Genomic DNA, 17,054 nt, shown 5'->3' with positions numbered 1-17,054 from the left:
CGCGATAGTATATGTTATAGTGTAGCGCGATAGCTTGCATTTTATATTTGTTCAAAAAATAAATTATGCACAAGTATATATTGATCTTGCTTTTTGTATTAAGCCTGTTTTCATGTGGTACGGATACGGATACCGGAGAATTTAATGTAGGTTCAGATTATCTGGCTTTAAGTAATAAGGTGATTTTGATTGATACGGCTACTGTTACTATGTCAACTATTAATTTTGATTCACTTGCAACTTCAAGCCGCGGAAGAATTCTTATTGGAAATTATGATGACCCTGTTTTCGGAAAAGTAAAATCGGATAGTTATTTTCAGCTTTCAGCAGATACTTATGCTTTGAATAGTGTTGGGTCTGATACAGAATCTATTAATTATGTTTTTGATTCAATCTCTATGATTCTGAAGTATGACAGATATTACTATGGGGATACCACAAGGGTTCAGACATTTAATATTCATAGATTGACTCAAAAAGTTAAGCCGAACAAAGAGGATAATAATTTTTATAATAATTCGACTCTGACATATAGTCCGGAGAGTCTGGGATCAATATCTTTTCAGCCAAGACCTAAACAAAAAGATTCGATAAATATTCAGATGGATAAAGTCTTTGGTGAGGCTCTTTTTCAAAAAATCAAAAAAAGAGAAGTTACCGACTTTGATAGTTTTACAGAATATTTAAAAGGATTTGTTTTAGTTCCGGAGAATTCAACCTCTTCCAATGTAATTGGGTTTAGTGTTTCGTCCAGTAAGGTTAGATTGTATTATTCCAAATATCAGGCAGATAATGAGGCGGCATCATTAATAGTAGATTTTTCCATTTTAGATACTTCCAAGCAGTTTAATTCTATTTCACTGGATAAAACAGGTACTATTTTGCAAAGTCTTCCTGCTTCGACCGAGAGATTATCCAGTTTACTAACTAGCAATCAGGGATTTATTCAGTCAGGGACCGGAGTGGCTTGTCGGATTGATTTTCCTAACATAAAGCAATTTAAGAATATAGCGACGAATGGCGCGATTGTAGATGCGGAATTAATCTTAAAACCGGTAAATAATTCTTATTCTGAAAAATATCCTTTAGCAGATTCCCTCACCGTATACGTAGGAGATAATTTAAACAGGATTAGCGGATCACTTTTAAACTCTGCCGGTTCGTCGGTTTATGGAAAATTGAGTCAAAAAAGTGATGAATTCAATGAAAATGTTGGATACTCAATTCCGATTGGAAGTTTTCTTCAAAAAGAAATGCTGAAACAATCAGATTCCAGATCTTCTTTAATATTGACTTTACCGGGAATTGCTCAATCAGTAAACAGATTAGTTTTAGGTGATCAAAAGCACTTAAACAATAAAATTCAGCTTAAAATTTATTACATCTCATATTAATGAAAAATAAAATTGTTTTATGGAGCTGCTTCATTTTGATGTCGTTGACTTCGTTTTCTCAAAGTATTTCAAGTTCGCCGTATTCTTTATATGGCGTTGGAAGTTTATATGATTCAGATTTTGGTTATCTGTCTTCAATTGGTTCTTCAGGAATTGCTCTTCCTTCAGATACTTTTATAAATAATTTAAATCCGGCTTCATTAGGATTTATGTATCAAAATCATTTTTTATTTGATATAGGTGGAAAGGCAATTTCTACGACATATCAGAGTAGTTCCCGTAAAGAGAGTCGAAATAATTTTCAGTTTTCACACCTGGCATTTGCATTTCCGGTTACTAAAAAATCAGCATTTAGCCTTTCGCTGCGACCGTATTCCAGCTCGACATTTAAAATCTCAAACTTAAAACTGCCAATACAAGATGGTCAGGAATATTATTATGTAACAGCGGAGGGATCCGGAGGACTAAATAGTTTAGACTTTTCATATGGGTACTTAATAGGAAAAAAACTTACTGTAGGAGCTACTGCAACAGTGTTGTTTGGAAATACGGTTGACGATCGTTCCTTTTTAATTGGAAACTCTATTACAACAATTCATAAAAAAACAGATTATAACGGAGTGCGTGCAACATTAGGGGCTCAATATAGAATCGATTCTACTTTTACAATCGGAACAACGTTTAAGGTTCCTTCAAGAATTAATGCCTCTAAAATACAATCTGTGACAGCAATTGCAGATGAGGTTCAGTCTTCTATTGAATCTGAGAAATCTTCGGATACAGATGATTATTACATGCCTCTGGAGATGGGGATTGGAATAAGTAAAAGATTCAGGAATAATCTGAATCTGACTTTAGATTATGAAAGAAGTTTGTGGGATAATACAAAACAATCTGAGTTATATGGTGATTTTGTCAATCAGGATCGTTTTGCATTTGGACTTACTTATAGTTCCAAAAAGAATCCCCGAAAATATTGGGATAGGGTAGGTTACGCTGCAGGACTAAGTTATGATACAGGCTATCTTGAAGTTGATGCTCATCGTGTTAATAATGCATCATTTTCTATTGGATTAAATCTGCCGATAGATAATACTTTTTCGTCTCTGAATATTTCGTATTCTTACGGTCAGAAAGGAAGAATCGCAAGTGATTTAATAAAAGAAAACTATCATAAAATATCACTCAACTTATCGTTGGACGGAATTTGGTTCGTGAAACGAAAATTTGAATAAGTCTTAAAAGTCTTTTTTAATAACAGGATATTTATATTCTAAGATGGACTCAAGTACTTTTGGATCTGAGTTGACATAAAATATTGGATCATTTTGCGTGATTTCTGAAAAGCCTACTTTGTCCTGAAGTAGGTTTTTTGTTTGTCTGGCTACAGCTTCACCAGAATCAATAATCTTAATATGATCCGGAATAATTTTTTTTATTTGAGGAATTAAATACGGATAATGACTACACCCTAAAACAAGATAATCGATATTGGCTTCAACCATTGGCTTTAGATAAGACTCCAAAAGTTGTGTCATTTCCGGTGAATATAGATTTCCATCTTCGATCAGTTGTACCAATCCATAACCAACTTGTTCAATTATTTTGGTGTTTTGAAACATTTCGGCAGTCTTGTTAAATAATTCACTGTTTAAAGTTCCTTTTGTAGCCAAAATTCCGATTACTTGTGTTTGAGAATTATTGGCAGCAGGTTTAATAGCAGGTTCTATCCCTACAAATGGGATGTCATAATCTACACGAAGTTCTCGTATAGCATTTGTTGTAGCGGTATTGCAGGCAACAACAATTAACTTGCAATTATTCTCCAGTAAAAACTCTACATTTTTTTTGCTTAATGCAACAATTTCATCCTTGGTTTTCTGACCATACGGAGCATTTTTGCTGTCGGCCAGATAAATAGTTTTTTCATTTGGAAGTAAGTCATGAATAGCGCTCCAGATGGATGTTCCGCCAATACCAGAATCAAAAACGCCTATAGGATTATTGTTTGTCATAAAGCAAAATTACTATTTTTTAGATAAAATTTGATACTCTAAGTTAATTCAATTCCTGAAATTATACCAAGGATTAGTTTTAATTTTTTGTAAAAAAAAACTGCTCAATTTGTAGAATTGAACAGCTTTCTTTTTAAGTTTTGAATTTCTTAGAATCCTAAATCTTTTTTAACGTCAGCAGTGATGTTTGGACCATCAGCTAATAATAAAGTAGAACCATCTAAGATATATTGGAAACCTTTAGCTTTTCCAACTTTTTGGATAGAAGCTCTAACTTTTTCCATTAAAGGTTTTACGATATCTGTTTCTTTTTGTTGTAGTTCTTTTTGTGCATTGTCTCTGTAATCAACAATTCTTTTTTGCATATCCTGAACTTCTTTAGAACGCTCACCGTTAACAGCATCAGTTACTGTAGCAGCTTCTGTTTCATACTTTTTGATTTTTACCTGATATTCATCAACCATTTTTTTGTATTCAGCATCATATGTACCACTTAATTTTTGCAGTTGATTTTGAGCATCCAGCATAGCAGGCATTTTCGACATGATCTCGCTTACATCAACATGAGCTACCTTCGCTTGTGCGTTCATTGTGTTACTTGCTCCTAAAATTAGAATTGCAGCAATTAGTAAAGTTTTGATTTGTTTCATCATTTTTAAAATATTAATTAATTATTGGTCGTATTTGTTTTTTGCGTTTCGGCTTCTTTTGCTTTTTTAGCCGCTTCTCTTTCTTCTAAAATTTTCTTTCTTTTTTCTTCTAACTCTTTTTTACGCTGCTCATAAAGCATTTGTCTTTCCTCTGCTTTTGTCATCGTTGGCTCAGCAGTTGGAGTTTGTTCTGTTCCGGTTGCAGCAGGTTTAGCTGTTGTGCTTGTTTTTGCTGCCTCAGTTGGTGCCGGAGTTTCTGTTGTTGCTTTAGCTGTTCCAGAAACCGTGCCATTTTTTTTAGCTTCTCTTTCGGCTGCTAGGGCATTTCTCCTGTCATCATATTCCTTTCTTTTGGCCTCTTGTTCTAATTTTCGATCCTGAATTAATTTTTCTCTGGCCGCTTTTTTCTCATCAAGAGCTTTTTGACGATCTGCCATTGCCGGATTTTCGTCTATAGCATTTTCAAGATTTTCTTTCGCTTCCTGCTCTTTTAATTGTTTTTTCGTCAGTTGTTCACGTTTTTCTGTACGATTTAAAACTCTTAAAACCTGATCACTGATGTCAAATCTTTTATTACTGAAAAGCATCGTTAAATCGGATGATTTGTCAAAAATAAAATCATAATTTTTAGCTTCTGCGATATCCTGAACGGCAGTAAAAACCTGATCCTGAATTGGCTTTGCTAAAGCTGCTTTTTGTCTCATTAAATTACCATCAGCACCAAATTGTTTCTGCTGGTAATCCATCATTTCCTGTTCTTGAAACTTAATTTCAGTTTCTCTTTCCTCAATTAATTCTTTAGTTAGCAAAGCTTTTTCTGTTTTTAAGCTTTCCTTCAGTGAATTTATATTTAATTTTTTTGCTTCAACTTCTTGTTTCCACTTTTGAGCTTTTTGCTCTAATTGTGATTTAGCTTCTTTGTAATCGGAAACATTTTCTAAAATATATTCCATATCGATGTAGCCAATTCTAGTCGTCTTACCTTGTGCCTGACTTGTATTTGCTACAATCAAGGCTAAAAATATAAATAAAAATTGTTTTCTCATAACATAACTTTATTTGATGATTTTTAACCAAACGTTATTTCTCTAAAATTGTTGTCCAATAATAAAGTGAGGCTCCCATCCATTAGCTTTTGTTTGTCCAGGAAGCGCATCAAAGCCGTATCCATAATCAAATCCTAACATTCCAAAGGCAGGCATAAATACACGAACTCCTATACCGGCAGAACGACTCAGGTCAAATGGATTGTAGTCTTTGAACGTTGGATATGATGAACCTGCTTCTAAGAATGATAATACAAAAATAGATGCTGATTGTTTTAATGTAATTGGATAACGTAATTCCATAGAGAATTTATTATAAATTGTTGCTCCAATTGGATCTCCATTTGTGTTTACCGGAGTTAATGAGTTGTTAGGATAACCTCTCAACTGAATAGTCTCTCTACCATCCATTGAGTAGTTTGCCATACCATCTCCACCTAAGTAAAAACGCTCAAATGGAATTACACCTCTATCTTGATTATAAGCTCCTAAGAAACCAAATTCTGTCAGGGTTCTTAATACTAATTTTCCATAAACTTTAGTATACCAGTCTCCCTTAAATTTAATTTTATAATATTCTAACCAGTTGTATTTCTTTTGATCCACTTTTGCCGGATCAGCAGCAGCTTCCTGATAAGTGCTTACTTTGTTTCCATTTGAATCAAGATAATCTCCCTTTTTAATCATTTGGCCATTTGCATCACCATTTGTTGCATCAGCAGTAGCTCTTAATTTATATTCTTCCTGATTACCTAAATCAGCATAATCAATTCCATTGAACAAAGAGTAAGGAGGTGTAATTTTCGCAGAAATACTGAATTCAGAACCATAAGTCGGGAATATCGGGTTAACTCCTTTATTACTTCTTGAAATTCCAATAGTATATGCTAAGTTTCTTGACGCACCATTACCAAAAGTAAATAATCCTGTGTTGTAATTGTTCAAATCATAATGCTGATAACTTACAGATTGTGAAAGCACAAAGTAATCATCAGGTACAGTTAATCTTTTTGCTAAACCAACTTGTACTGTAAAAATATTAAAACTTCTGCTTCTATCAACAGTTCTGGTGACGAAATTATTGAGAAATTGCTTACTATATGAAATAGATGAACTAAATTGTACCGGTTTTTTCCCTCCGAACCAAGGTTCTGAGAACGATAAACTATAGGTTTGGAAATAAGTACTTCCTTGTAAACGTAAGGAAACTTTTTGTCCATCTCCCATTGGTAAAGGCTTGTATGCTTCTTTATCAAATAGTTTTCTGGCTGAGAAGTTGTTAAAAGAAAGTCCCAACGTTCCGATGAAACCTCCACCACCGTAACCTCCCTGAAGTTCAACCTGGCTGGATCCTTTTTCTACAACATTATATTCGATATCAACAGTTCCCGCTGCAGCATCAACATTTTTGAATTTTGGATCAATTGCTTCAGGATCAAAGAATCCTAACTGTCCAATCTCACGAATTGTTCTTACTAGCTGCTCTTTACTGTATTTTTCTCCTGGTTTTGTTCTTAACTCACGATAAATAACATGATCATTTGTTTTGTCATTTCCAACAACAGTAATTTTGTTGAAGTATGCAATTGGGCCTTCTGTAACTCTGATTTCAAAATCAATTGTGTCATTTACAGTTCTAACCTCTACAGCATTAATATTTGAGAATAAATACCCATTGTTTTGGTATAAATTGGTGATGTCTTCTGCGTCAGGTTTAGATTTGTCGGCAATTCTTTTTTCTAATAAAACGCCATTATAGGTTTCTCCTTTTTTGATTCCTAAATAGCTGTTTAAAAGGCGGTCTGAATAAACCGTATTACCTAAGAATTTAATGTTACCAAAGTAATATTTATTACCTTCTTCTACATTAATCTTAATGGCAAGCATGTTTTTTTGCTTGTTGTATTTGACAGAATCGTAAATAATACGGGCATCACGGTATCCTTTTTCTTTATAGGCTGCGACTACTTTTTCTAAATCTGTTTTGTATTTTTCCGGAATAAACTTAGAGGCTTTAAAAACACGGATAAAGTTCTTTTGTTTAGTGTCTTTCATTGCAGCGCGCAATTGACTGCTTGTGAGTTGTTTGTTGCCGATAAAGTCAATGTTGCTGATTTTAACTTTATCTCCTTTATCTACTCTTACAAGCATATTTACCTGGTTTCCTGCTATAGTATCAGGAGTAGTGGTAATGGTAACTTTTGTGTTGTAAAAACCGTCTTTTTTATATTTATTTTCAATATAATTTTTAGTTGTTGTGATTAAGTTTTCATTGACTATTTTGTTTTTAGTCAGATTATTATCCTTAATAAGTCCTTCGATTTTACCCTTCTTTACCCCAACGATCTTTACTTCGTTTAATTTAGGGAGTTCAATAATATCTAAATCAAGGTAAATACTGTCATTTTCTACTTTATTTACGTAGAAAGCGATTTCATCAAATAGTCCCAGTTTACCTAATTTTTTAATTGCACTACTAATTTCTTCTCCGGGAACAGTAATTTCCTGACCTTTTTGAAGACCTGAAAAGGTTACAACAGTTTGTTCATTGAAACTTATTTTACCAACTACGGAAACTTTGGCTAGAATATATTTTTTCCCTTGATCAAAAGGAACTCTTTCTTGTGCTTTAATTTGTGAAAAACTACCCAAAAGTAAAAGGGTAAGGACTATTTGTATTTTTTTTTGCAACACTAAAAAATTATTTAATTTGTTCACTGGTCTTTCCAAATCTACGTTCTCTTTTTTGATAACTAATAATAGCCTCATATAAATCCTGGTCTTTAAAGTCTGGCCACAAGACATTAGTAAAATACAATTCTGCATAGGCAATCTGCCACAGCAAAAAATTACTTATTCTATGTTCTCCACTGGTTCGTATTAATAAATCTACGTCTGGTAAATTTTGCGTGTAAAGATGCTCATTTATAATTGAATCGTCAATAGTGTCGATTGAAATTATATTATTTTTAACTTTATCACTAATTGCCTTTACGGCATTTACCAGCTCCTCTCTGGAACCATAGCTTAAAGCAAGAGTCAGTGTTAATCGGGAATTGTTTTTTGTTTTTTCCATAACATCCAAAAGTTCTTTTTGGGCTGTTTTGGGTAATTTGTCAAGATTTCCAATTGCGTTAAGGCGAATATTGTTTTCCTGAAGGGTAATAAGTTCTTTCTTTAATGAATTAATCAATATTTTCATCAATGCCTGAACCTCAAGTTTTGGGCGGTTCCAGTTTTCTGTAGAAAAAGCATATAGGGTTAAATACTCAATTCCGAGTTTAGCCGAAGTTTTGATTATTTCTTTTACAGATTTTGTTCCATTTTCATGTCCAAACGCACGCAAAAAGCCTTGTTGTTTTGCCCAGCGTCCGTTACCGTCCATAATAATGGCAAGGTGTTTTGGTAAGTTAGTGTGATCTATTGATTCTATTAAATTCATTTTATTCTGCGCAATAGCAAGGTTTTTTTCCAAAGGTATATGTTAAGGTAACACCTGAAAAAACATACCAGTCATTATTATTTAAATTTCCAAACTTTAAAATGTTTGAACTACTTGTGTTAGGATTACTTCCGTCAATATTGTCTGTAAAGGTATAACGTACACCTGTTTCAAGTCCTAAAACGAAACGAGGCGTTATGTTCGATTTTATACCTAATATTATAGGTATAGCAAATGAGCTTGATTTTTCAGAATAAATTATATTTGGGCTTGTAGTATACCTATATAAGTTGTCGAAGATAAAGAAATTTAGTCCTGAATATACATAAGGGGTGATTTTTGTACGATAATCATGCAGATTAAAATCAAAAAAATTGAATTCCAGCCCGGCAGAAAGTTCTTTAACATTATTATCAAAACGATAACCTCTTTGGTTTCGTCCTGTTTCATCCGATTTAAAATCGTTTCCGCTAACTTCTGACTGTGTATAAGAGAAGCGCCATGAATGTCTCGGGCTTCTGTTCCATTTGTAAAGAACACCGAAAGCTAGTTTTTCCGGGGCGATATAAGTTGTTTTGCCTACATCACCAACAAAGTTGCTTCCGCCAAGAAAAACACCAAGCTCATTGATTTGAGCATTTAGTGTAATAAGGGGGAAAAAACATAACAATAAATTAAAAATTTTCTTCATTTAATTCAAAATTGCGTGCAAATATAATAATTATCAATACGAATCAAAGTTCCTTTGGTTAAATGTGCTTTTTTTTCAATTTACGTTATGATTTTGAGCCATTTAATGATGATTCACTATATGCAGAACGAGAAAATGCGGTATTATCGTATAGTAAAGAATTAGAAAAGGGTTTAATTTCTTTTATCCTCTCCCCAGAGCAATTTATTTCTTAAGGTTTTTAGGAAAGTTTCGCCTGGAATTTCAACCATTTTAATTTTGTAATCTGTTTTTTTTATTTTTAAAATAGATTCGTTTTTCACTGAGGAAATCCTCGAATCTAAAGAAACCAAATATTGATCTTCCCTTCCTGTAACTCTTAAAGTGATTTCGGTGTCATCAGGAATTACAAGTGGTCTGGCGGTTAAATTGTGTGGTGCTATAGGTGTAATTACCAGACTTTTTACATCTGGTGTTAATATTGGTCCGCCACAGCTTAATGAATATCCTGTAGAACCGGTTGGAGTAGAAATGATTAATCCGTCTGCCCAGTATGAGTTTAAATATTCATTATTCAAATACGTTTCAACAGTTATCATCGAAGTAGTATCTTTTCTACTAACCGTAACTTCGTTCATCGCGAAATTAAGTTCTTCAAAAGCTTCATTCTTTGGTTCAGAAGTTAATCCTAATAAAGTGCGCTCAGAAGTGGTATAGTTTTGATCGATAACATATTGTAAAAGAATGTCAATGTTTTCTTTTTGAACTTTGGCAAGAAAACCTAATCTTCCGGCATTTATACCTAGTAAAGGGACACCTGAATTACGTACAAAAGCGGCAGCTCTCAAAATAGTTCCGTCTCCTCCAATACTTATTAGCATTTCAAAACTATTATCCAGAGCAGTATTAGAAGGAAATGTTTTGTATTCTTTCTTTATCAGCTGTTTTTCGTAAAGCATTTTCAGGAAATTTTCTTCAATTACCATCTCAACATTATTGGAATTGAAAAAAGAGAAAATGTCTTTTATAATAGGTTCTGTGCTATTTTGATAATATTGTCCGTAAATGGCTATTTTCATTCTTTGTTAAATTAGATAATTGGTCAATGTGTCAAATAGATAACTGAAAATGTGAAAATTATCTAATTAACAAATTTTCTCATTGGCACATTCGTAATTTAAATGTTGAGATATTTGTCTAAGTAATCTGAGCGTTCTTTTAAACTATTAATATAAGTGTCTTCCTGATGTTCTGAAATGATTTCATAGCCATATCTTCTGTAAGTTTGAATAATTTCATTGATGGCTCCCAAACCTATTTTGACGGTAATCTGAACATTTTCCAAATCTGCTTCAGATACAAAACAACCTAAAATTTTACCATTATTACTTTCTACAATTTGCGTTACTTCACTCATAGAATAATCAAGTAATCCTTTTTGAACGATAATAATAGCGCCCGGCTCTTTTAAAAATGGTGTTTCCTGAAAAAACTTCATAATATCTTCCATTTCATAATACCCAATATAAGCATTGTTTTCGTCAAGAATAGGAAGTATGTTGGTATGGTTTTTAGCAAAAACTTCCAGAACATCCAGCCAGATCATAGATTTTCTGGCAAAAAAACGTTCTAAAGTATATTTGTAGTCAATTGCTTTTTTATCTGTGTCAAATGTTTCTACATCTTCAGAAGATATACTCCCGATAAATATCCCGTCCTCTAAAATTGGGAAATGAGAAAAATTTACATCGATAAAAAAGTCCTGAATCGATGCTATCGTTTCCTGACTATCAATCGCTCTGAAATCGTTTGTGATATAGTTTGTAATTTCTGTCATAAATCATTGAAGATATTTGATGCAAAATAATCAAAAAATACCGAAAACTGCTGCGTTTTACTTTGTATTTTTGTCTTAACAAATATAGTGTTACTAGAATTAATTATCTATTTATATGACAAAGTTAAGTGTAAATATCAATAAAATTGCAACGCTTCGAAATGCAAGAGGCGGAAATGTTCCTGATTTATTAAAAGTTGCGACAGATATTCAGCGTTTTGGAGGGCAGGGAATTACGATTCATCCGCGTCCGGATGAGCGTCATATTCGTTATCAGGATGCTCGTGATTTGAAATCAGTTGTAACTACAGAATATAATATTGAGGGAAATCCACAGCATAATTTTATTGATTTGGTTTTAGAATGTAAGCCCGATCAGGTTACATTGGTTCCAGACGCAATAGGTGCAATTACTTCTTCTGCAGGTTGGGATACAATTAATAATCAATCCTATTTGACAGAAGTGATTCGGGAATTTCAAAGAAACGGAATCAGAACTTCGATTTTTGTTGATCCAATTTTGGAAATGATTGAAGGAGCAAAGAAAACCGGAACAGACAGAATTGAATTATACACTGAAGCTTTTGCGCACCAATACGATTTAGGAAACAAGAATGGAATCGATCCTTATGTGAAAGCAGCTGAGCTGGCAAACGAATTAGGTTTAGGAATTAATGCAGGACATGATTTGAGCTTGGATAATATTCAGTTTTTTAAACAAAATATTCCTGGCTTATTGGAAGTTTCAATTGGACATGCTTTGATTTCAGAAGCACTTTATCTTGGTTTGGATAATGTGGTAAATATGTATTTGAATAAATTGAAGTAATTCTTTAGAAAAAAACAAAATATGCTATACTCAAAAATAGAAGGCGAAGGAAAACCTTTTGTCATCATGCACGGATTTCTTGGAATGTCGGATAACTGGAAAACTTTAGCAGGCCAATATGTAGAAGCCGGATTTCAGGTTCATCTTTTAGATTTAAGAAATCACGGACGCAGTTTTCATTCAGACGAATGGAGTTACGAAGCAATGGTTCAGGATGTCTATGAATATTGTCAGGCAAATAATTTGACAAGAATTGATATTCTCGGACATTCAATGGGAGGGAAAGTAGCCATGCTTTTTGCAACAACACATCCGGAAATAGTAGATAAACTGATTGTAGCAGATATTGGTCCAAGATTTTACAAACAACATCATCAGGAAATTTTGGCAGGATTAAATGCGGTTGATTTTTCGATAAAACCAAGCCGAAACGATGTTGAAGAAATAGTGTCGCAATACGTTACTGATTTTGGGACACGTCAGTTTTTATTGAAAAATTTATACTGGAAGGAACCTGGCCAATTGGCTTTCCGGTTTTATTTAGATGCCTTTAATAACAATTTGGATGCGATTGGAAAACCGCTTCCTGATAATCTGGTTTTTGATAAATCAACATTATTTATCAGAGGAGGAAATTCGGGGTATATTCAGGATTCGGATTTAGATGGAATTCGTAAGCATTTCCCAAATTTAACATTAGAAACCATTCCAAATGCGGGGCATTGGTTGCATGCTGAAAATCCAAAAATGTTTTTCGAACTGACAACGGAGTTTTTAAAAGAATAACTGTTTTTGATAAAAAATTAGTATTTTTAAATAAATTTAAAACCTGGATAATTATGAAATTATTACTTAGACTCCTTGTTACTGCTGCCCTTGTTTTGTTGTTGTCTAACATTTTGACCGGAGTGCACGTTGCGAGTTTCGGTACAGCTGTAATTGTTGCTGTAGTTTTAGGATTGCTGAATGTTTTTATAAAGCCAATTTTGGTTATTTTAACACTGCCGGTAACATTTGTTACGCTTGGCTTATTCTTGTTAGTAATCAATGCTGTTATTATTTTGTTATCTACTAAGATTGTGGGTGGTTTTGCAGTTGATTCGTTTTGGACGGCATTAATTTTCAGTATTATTTTATCTCTTCTTCAATCTATTACTTATAAGATACTGGGAGACGATAAATAAAAACAAATAGAGCAGATTAAAACAGCTTCAAATACAATAGATTAAAAACTTGGTTGGGTTGCAAAAATTTTATAATTTTGCAACCCAATTTTATTATGTAAATTAAAGAAGAAGATGGATATTAAAAGAGTAGCAATAGACGCTGTTAACGAGACAATTGTGATGAACGTTGTTCACATGGATTATAAAGGTCAAGTAGCAAAAAGAATTAACGAAAAAATGCCTTTAGCGCAAGTAAAAGGATTTAGAAAAGGCGCAGTGCCTAAAGATCTTGTTGAAAAACAATACGGAAAAGCTATTAAGCAGGAAGAGATCAAAAAAGTAGTTGATTTGGCTTTAGAGCGTTATATTCAATCTGAAAGATTAAATCTTTTAGGAACTCCTCTTGCTAAAGTAAACGAAAATTTTAACTGGGATGCTGAAGAATTAACTTTCGAATACGAAATTGGTTTAGTGCCAAACTTCGAAATTGATCTTGAAGCTAAAAATAATATCGTAAAATATATCGTTACTGCTGACGATAAATTAATCGACGGACAAGTAGAGCGTATCCAAAAACAATTTGGAAAAGCAATTCCACAAGAAGTATCTGATGCAAAATCTGATTTAACTGGAACTTTCTCTAGCGAAGCAAACGGAATCAATAATACAACTACAATTGCTGTAGATGCATTCAGCAAAAAAGCTCAAAAACAATTCACAGGTAAAAAAGTTGGAGATGTTGTTACAGTAAGCACAAAAGGTTTATTTGAAGACGATCACCAATTGATGGATTACCTAAAAGTTGGTCACGAAGGTGTTCATGGTTTAGATGTCGAAGTAAACTTCACTATCGAAGCAATTAACGGTTCTGAGCCAGCTGAATTAAACCAAGAATTATTTGATAAACTTTTTGGTGAAGGTAAAGTAGCTTCTTTAGAAGATTTAAAAGCTAAAATTAAAGAAGATGCTGAAGCGCAATTTGCACAGCAAGCAGATCAAAAATTATTATTAGACGTTCAGGATTTCCTGATCGAAAACACAAAATTCGATTTACCAGCAGAATTCCTTAAAAAATGGTTGCAAACTGTTGGAGAGAAAAAACTTTCTGCAGAAGAAGCTGAAGTAGAATACGCAAGATCTGAAAAAGGTTTACGTTTCCAATTGATCGAAGGAAAAGCAATGGCTCAAAGTAACATTCAAATTACATTTGAAGATTTGAAATCATTTACTTCAGGTGCTATCAGACAGCAAATGGCTCAATTTGGCCAAACAAACCCAACTGACGAAGAAGTAGAAGGAATTGTGGCTAGAGTTTTATCTAACCAAGAAGAAGTGAAAAGACTTTCTGAGCAGGTTGTAGCAGCTAAATTGTTAGATTTATTCAAAGAAAAAGCAAATCCAACGACTAAAGAGGTTACTTACGAAGAATTTATTGCTGCGTCTTACGGAGAATAATTTCTAGAGAAACTATATATATTGGAGCGTCAGGATTTTTTTCCTGACGCTCTTTTGTTTTAATTAATTTTTGATTACTTTTCAGAAGCTAATCCAGCTATTCGTTACAAGTTTTTTTACGGCTGCCTTTTTTTGTAAGATAAAAAAAGAGCTTCCGTTGGTCGCTTTTTTTTACCAACAAAAAATAGTTGCCATTTCAAAAAGCTTTCCACTGCTATCTGGGCTAGAAATAAGACAAATTGACATCCTTTAGAAAGAGGTACAACCTTTGATGGAAGGATATATTATAAACGTAAAACTTAGAACACTTAAAATATGAACTACGGTAAAGAATTCAAAAAATTTGCTACAAAGCATCAAGGAGTAAATGCAATGTATTATGATAAAATCGTTGCTGCAATGACTCCAACAAACATGACACCATATATTATTGAAGAGCGTCAGTTGAATATTTCTCAATTAGATGTGTTCTCAAGATTAATGATGGACAGAATTATCTTTTTAGGAACTGGTATCGACGATCAAATCGCAAATATAGTTCAGGCACAATTATTATTTTTAGAAAGTGCTGATGCTTCAAAAGATATCCAAATTTACTTAAACTCTCCAGGAGGAAGTGTGTATGCAGGTTTAGGAATTTATGACACTATGCAGTACATCAAACCAGACGTAGCGACAATTTGTACAGGAATGGCGGCTTCTATGGGAGCAGTTTTATTATGTGCAGGAGCGGCAGGAAAACGTTCTGCTTTACCTCACTCAAGAGTAATGATTCACCAGCCATCTGGAGGAGCACAAGGGGTTGCTACAGATATGGAAATCAACTTACGTGAAATGTTGAAACTGAAAGACGAGTTATATAATATTATTTCTCATCATTCTGGTCAGTCTTTCGAAAGAGTACACAAAGACAGTGAGCGTGATTACTGGATGAAAGCTGACGAAGCGAAAGAATACGGAATGATCGACGAAGTATTAAGAAGAGGATAATTTTAAGGTTTAAATTGTTTTAAGTTTTAGGTTTCAGGTTCCATAAATAATGTACCAACTTGAAACCTAAAACTTGAAACCTGAAACAAAAAATAAATATTAAGCTGTAAAGAATTGAGTTTTTAAGTTTTAATTAAAATAAAAGACTTAGAATCTTAGTATCTTTGCAGCTTAGTAACTTAAATAAAGAATGGCAAAAGTAGTATTAGAATGTTCGTTTTGTGGAAGAAAAAAGCCAGAAACTAATTTATTGATCGCCGGAATCAATGCACACATTTGTGATAAGTGTATTGAACAGGCACACGGAATTGTATTAGAAGAATTAAAATCTAGTGGAAGCGCAAAACATATTGGTGATTTAATTTTAAAGAAACCAAAAGAGATTAGAGCTTTCCTGGATCAATATGTAATTGGTCAGGACCAGACTAAAAAAGTGATGTCAGTTGCGGTTTACAATCATTACAAACGTTTAATGCAACAGCAATTAGACGATGAAGTAGAGATCGAAAAAAGTAACATCATCATGGTGGGTCAAACGGGAACAGGAAAAACATTGGTTGCCAAAACAATTGCAAAAATGTTAGACGTTCCTTTAGCTATTGTTGATGCAACAGTGTTGACAGAAGCTGGATATGTTGGAGAAGATGTTGAAAGTATCTTAACTCGCTTGCTTCAGGCTGCAGATTATGATGTGGCTAAAGCAGAAAGAGGAATCGTTTTTATTGATGAAATTGATAAAATTGCCCGCAAAAGCGATAATCCATCGATAACACGTGACGTTTCCGGAGAAGGTGTGCAACAGGCATTATTGAAATTATTAGAAGGAACAGTTGTAAATGTACCACCAAAAGGAGGACGTAAACATCCTGACCAGAAATTTGTTGAGGTAAATACACAGAATATCTTATTTATCGCAGGAGGAGCTTTTGATGGAGTAGAGCGTATTATTTCAAAACGTTTAAATCGTCAGGCAGTTGGTTATTCAACTTCTAAAAATGTAGATAATATTGATAAAGACAATTTATTGCAATACATTATTCCGAAAGACATTAAAGACTTTGGTTTGATTCCGGAGATTATTGGTCGTTTGCCAGTTTTAACGCATATGGATCCTTTGGATAAAGAAACACTACGTGCGATTTTAACACAGCCTAAAAATGCATTAATAAAACAATATCAGAAATTATTTTTAATGGATGATGTTGAATTTACAATTACAGACGAAGCTTTAGATTTTATTGTAGATAAAGCTTTAGAATACAAATTAGGGGCTCGTGGATTACGTTCTTTATGTGAAGCTATCTTAACAGATGCTATGTACGAACTGCCAACGTCTGATGATACAAGTCTGACAATTGACAAAGAATACGCAGAACATACTTTAAGTAAAAACTTATTGAAACGTATGGAAATTGCTTCTTAAAAAAAATATAGCAAAACAAACTTTGCGTCTTAAAAACCTGCACAATTAAATGTGTAGGTTTTTTTTTATAATTTAATCAGTAAAAATGTTTTTTATAAACTTTTTCTTATATATTCGAGTTTAAATATTAAAAAACT

Annotated in this window: 16 protein-coding genes; 8 read left to right on the top strand and 8 right to left on the bottom strand. The window is 33.3% G+C overall.

Annotated elements, in window-relative coordinates; genetic code table 11:
- Positions 1-65: 65 nt before the first annotated feature.
- Positions 66-1,394: a DUF4270 family protein gene (locus ACFS3A_RS15920; RefSeq protein ID WP_379826545.1), complete on the top strand. Its 1,329-nt coding sequence runs from the start codon at positions 66-68 to the stop codon at positions 1,392-1,394.
- The gene (locus ACFS3A_RS15915) at positions 1,394-2,629 is read left to right on the top strand and encodes an aromatic hydrocarbon degradation protein (RefSeq protein ID WP_379826544.1); all 1,236 of its coding nucleotides are present in this window, start codon (positions 1,394-1,396) and stop codon (positions 2,627-2,629) included. Before ACFS3A_RS15920 ends, ACFS3A_RS15915 begins: the two co-directional genes overlap by 1 nt.
- 3 nt (positions 2,630-2,632) lie before the next feature.
- Here the strand turns inward: ACFS3A_RS15915 and murI are convergent, their stop codons facing one another.
- The 8 genes from murI to ACFS3A_RS15875 form a co-directional block, all read right to left on the bottom strand.
- Complete coding sequence (gene murI / locus ACFS3A_RS15910) at positions 2,633-3,409, bottom strand: glutamate racemase (RefSeq protein ID WP_379826543.1); 777 nt, start codon at positions 3,407-3,409, stop codon at positions 2,633-2,635.
- A gap of 149 nt (positions 3,410-3,558) precedes the next feature.
- Positions 3,559-4,062 (bottom strand): OmpH family outer membrane protein, encoded by a 504-nt coding sequence (locus ACFS3A_RS15905; RefSeq protein ID WP_205727651.1) that lies wholly within the window; start codon positions 4,060-4,062, stop codon positions 3,559-3,561.
- Between the two features lie 14 nt (positions 4,063-4,076).
- Positions 4,077-5,105, bottom strand: a complete 1,029-nt coding sequence (locus ACFS3A_RS15900) for an OmpH family outer membrane protein (RefSeq protein WP_379826542.1) — start codon at positions 5,103-5,105, stop codon at positions 4,077-4,079.
- A 42-nt stretch (positions 5,106-5,147) separates the two neighbouring features.
- Positions 5,148-7,874, bottom strand: coding sequence for an outer membrane protein assembly factor BamA (gene bamA / locus ACFS3A_RS15895; RefSeq protein ID WP_379826541.1), 2,727 nt, complete (start codon positions 7,872-7,874; stop codon positions 5,148-5,150).
- Positions 7,807-8,547, bottom strand: coding sequence for an isoprenyl transferase (locus ACFS3A_RS15890; protein ID WP_379826584.1), 741 nt, complete (start codon positions 8,545-8,547; stop codon positions 7,807-7,809). Before ACFS3A_RS15890 ends, bamA begins: the two co-directional genes overlap by 68 nt.
- Position 8,548: 1 nt before the next feature.
- Complete coding sequence (gene porG, locus ACFS3A_RS15885) at positions 8,549-9,238, bottom strand: type IX secretion system protein PorG (protein WP_379826540.1); 690 nt, start codon at positions 9,236-9,238, stop codon at positions 8,549-8,551.
- Positions 9,239-9,411: 173 nt separating this feature from the next.
- Positions 9,412-10,296, bottom strand: coding sequence for an NAD kinase (locus ACFS3A_RS15880; RefSeq protein WP_379826539.1), 885 nt, complete (start codon positions 10,294-10,296; stop codon positions 9,412-9,414).
- A gap of 98 nt (positions 10,297-10,394) precedes the next feature.
- Positions 10,395-11,054, bottom strand: coding sequence for a CBS domain-containing protein (locus ACFS3A_RS15875; protein ID WP_379826538.1), 660 nt, complete (start codon positions 11,052-11,054; stop codon positions 10,395-10,397).
- 115 nt (positions 11,055-11,169) lie between these two features.
- Here ACFS3A_RS15875 and ACFS3A_RS15870 point away from each other — a divergent pair, with 115 nt between their 5' ends.
- From ACFS3A_RS15870 to clpX, 6 genes are all read left to right on the top strand, one after another.
- A complete protein-coding gene (locus ACFS3A_RS15870; RefSeq protein WP_379826537.1) occupies positions 11,170-11,883 on the top strand; it encodes a pyridoxine 5'-phosphate synthase in 714 nt (237 codons plus the stop codon).
- Positions 11,884-11,904: 21 nt separating this feature from the next.
- Entirely contained in the window at positions 11,905-12,669 is a 765-nt protein-coding gene (locus ACFS3A_RS15865; protein WP_379826536.1) for an alpha/beta fold hydrolase, read from the top strand.
- 53 nt (positions 12,670-12,722) lie between these two features.
- Positions 12,723-13,067 carry a phage holin family protein gene (locus ACFS3A_RS15860; RefSeq protein WP_379826535.1) on the top strand — a complete coding sequence of 115 codons (345 nt, stop codon included), beginning with the start codon at positions 12,723-12,725 and terminating at the stop codon, positions 13,065-13,067.
- A gap of 114 nt (positions 13,068-13,181) precedes the next feature.
- Positions 13,182-14,504 (top strand): trigger factor, encoded by a 1,323-nt coding sequence (locus tag ACFS3A_RS15855; RefSeq protein ID WP_379826534.1) that lies wholly within the window; start codon positions 13,182-13,184, stop codon positions 14,502-14,504.
- A 315-nt stretch (positions 14,505-14,819) separates the two neighbouring features.
- Positions 14,820-15,494, top strand: coding sequence for an ATP-dependent Clp endopeptidase proteolytic subunit ClpP (gene clpP / locus ACFS3A_RS15850; protein ID WP_144215417.1), 675 nt, complete (start codon positions 14,820-14,822; stop codon positions 15,492-15,494).
- A 190-nt stretch (positions 15,495-15,684) separates the two neighbouring features.
- The gene (gene clpX, locus ACFS3A_RS15845) at positions 15,685-16,917 is read left to right on the top strand and encodes an ATP-dependent Clp protease ATP-binding subunit ClpX (protein WP_379826533.1); all 1,233 of its coding nucleotides are present in this window, start codon (positions 15,685-15,687) and stop codon (positions 16,915-16,917) included.
- Positions 16,918-17,054 lie beyond the last annotated feature (137 nt).

Origin of the sequence: Flavobacterium notoginsengisoli, assembly GCF_042686225.1 — a bacterium.
Lineage (GTDB): Bacteria > Bacteroidota > Bacteroidia > Flavobacteriales > Flavobacteriaceae > Flavobacterium > Flavobacterium notoginsengisoli.
This window is presented reverse-complemented; position numbering and strand designations above follow the sequence as displayed.

Excerpts from the sequence above, each read along its gene's own strand:
- ACFS3A_RS15920 (WP_379826545.1), top strand. The coding sequence starts at position 66 with ATGCACAAGTATATATTGATCTTGCTTTTTGTATTAAGCCTGTTTTCA.
- ACFS3A_RS15915 (WP_379826544.1), top strand. The coding sequence starts at position 1,394 with ATGAAAAATAAAATTGTTTTATGGAGCTGCTTCATTTTGATGTCGTTG.
- murI (WP_379826543.1), bottom strand. The coding sequence starts at position 3,409 with ATGACAAACAATAATCCTATAGGCGTTTTTGATTCTGGTATTGGCGGA.
- ACFS3A_RS15905 (WP_205727651.1), bottom strand. The coding sequence starts at position 4,062 with ATGATGAAACAAATCAAAACTTTACTAATTGCTGCAATTCTAATTTTA.
- ACFS3A_RS15900 (WP_379826542.1), bottom strand. The coding sequence starts at position 5,105 with ATGAGAAAACAATTTTTATTTATATTTTTAGCCTTGATTGTAGCAAAT.
- bamA (WP_379826541.1), bottom strand. The coding sequence starts at position 7,874 with ATGAGGCTATTATTAGTTATCAAAAAAGAGAACGTAGATTTGGAAAGA.
- ACFS3A_RS15890 (WP_379826584.1), bottom strand. The coding sequence starts at position 8,547 with ATGAATTTAATAGAATCAATAGATCACACTAACTTACCAAAACACCTT.
- porG (WP_379826540.1), bottom strand. The coding sequence starts at position 9,238 with ATGAAGAAAATTTTTAATTTATTGTTATGTTTTTTCCCCCTTATTACA.
- ACFS3A_RS15880 (WP_379826539.1), bottom strand. The coding sequence starts at position 10,296 with ATGAAAATAGCCATTTACGGACAATATTATCAAAATAGCACAGAACCT.
- ACFS3A_RS15875 (WP_379826538.1), bottom strand. The coding sequence starts at position 11,054 with ATGACAGAAATTACAAACTATATCACAAACGATTTCAGAGCGATTGAT.
- ACFS3A_RS15870 (WP_379826537.1), top strand. The coding sequence starts at position 11,170 with ATGACAAAGTTAAGTGTAAATATCAATAAAATTGCAACGCTTCGAAAT.
- ACFS3A_RS15865 (WP_379826536.1), top strand. The coding sequence starts at position 11,905 with ATGCTATACTCAAAAATAGAAGGCGAAGGAAAACCTTTTGTCATCATG.
- ACFS3A_RS15860 (WP_379826535.1), top strand. The coding sequence starts at position 12,723 with ATGAAATTATTACTTAGACTCCTTGTTACTGCTGCCCTTGTTTTGTTG.
- ACFS3A_RS15855 (WP_379826534.1), top strand. The coding sequence starts at position 13,182 with ATGGATATTAAAAGAGTAGCAATAGACGCTGTTAACGAGACAATTGTG.
- clpP (WP_144215417.1), top strand. The coding sequence starts at position 14,820 with ATGAACTACGGTAAAGAATTCAAAAAATTTGCTACAAAGCATCAAGGA.
- clpX (WP_379826533.1), top strand. The coding sequence starts at position 15,685 with ATGGCAAAAGTAGTATTAGAATGTTCGTTTTGTGGAAGAAAAAAGCCA.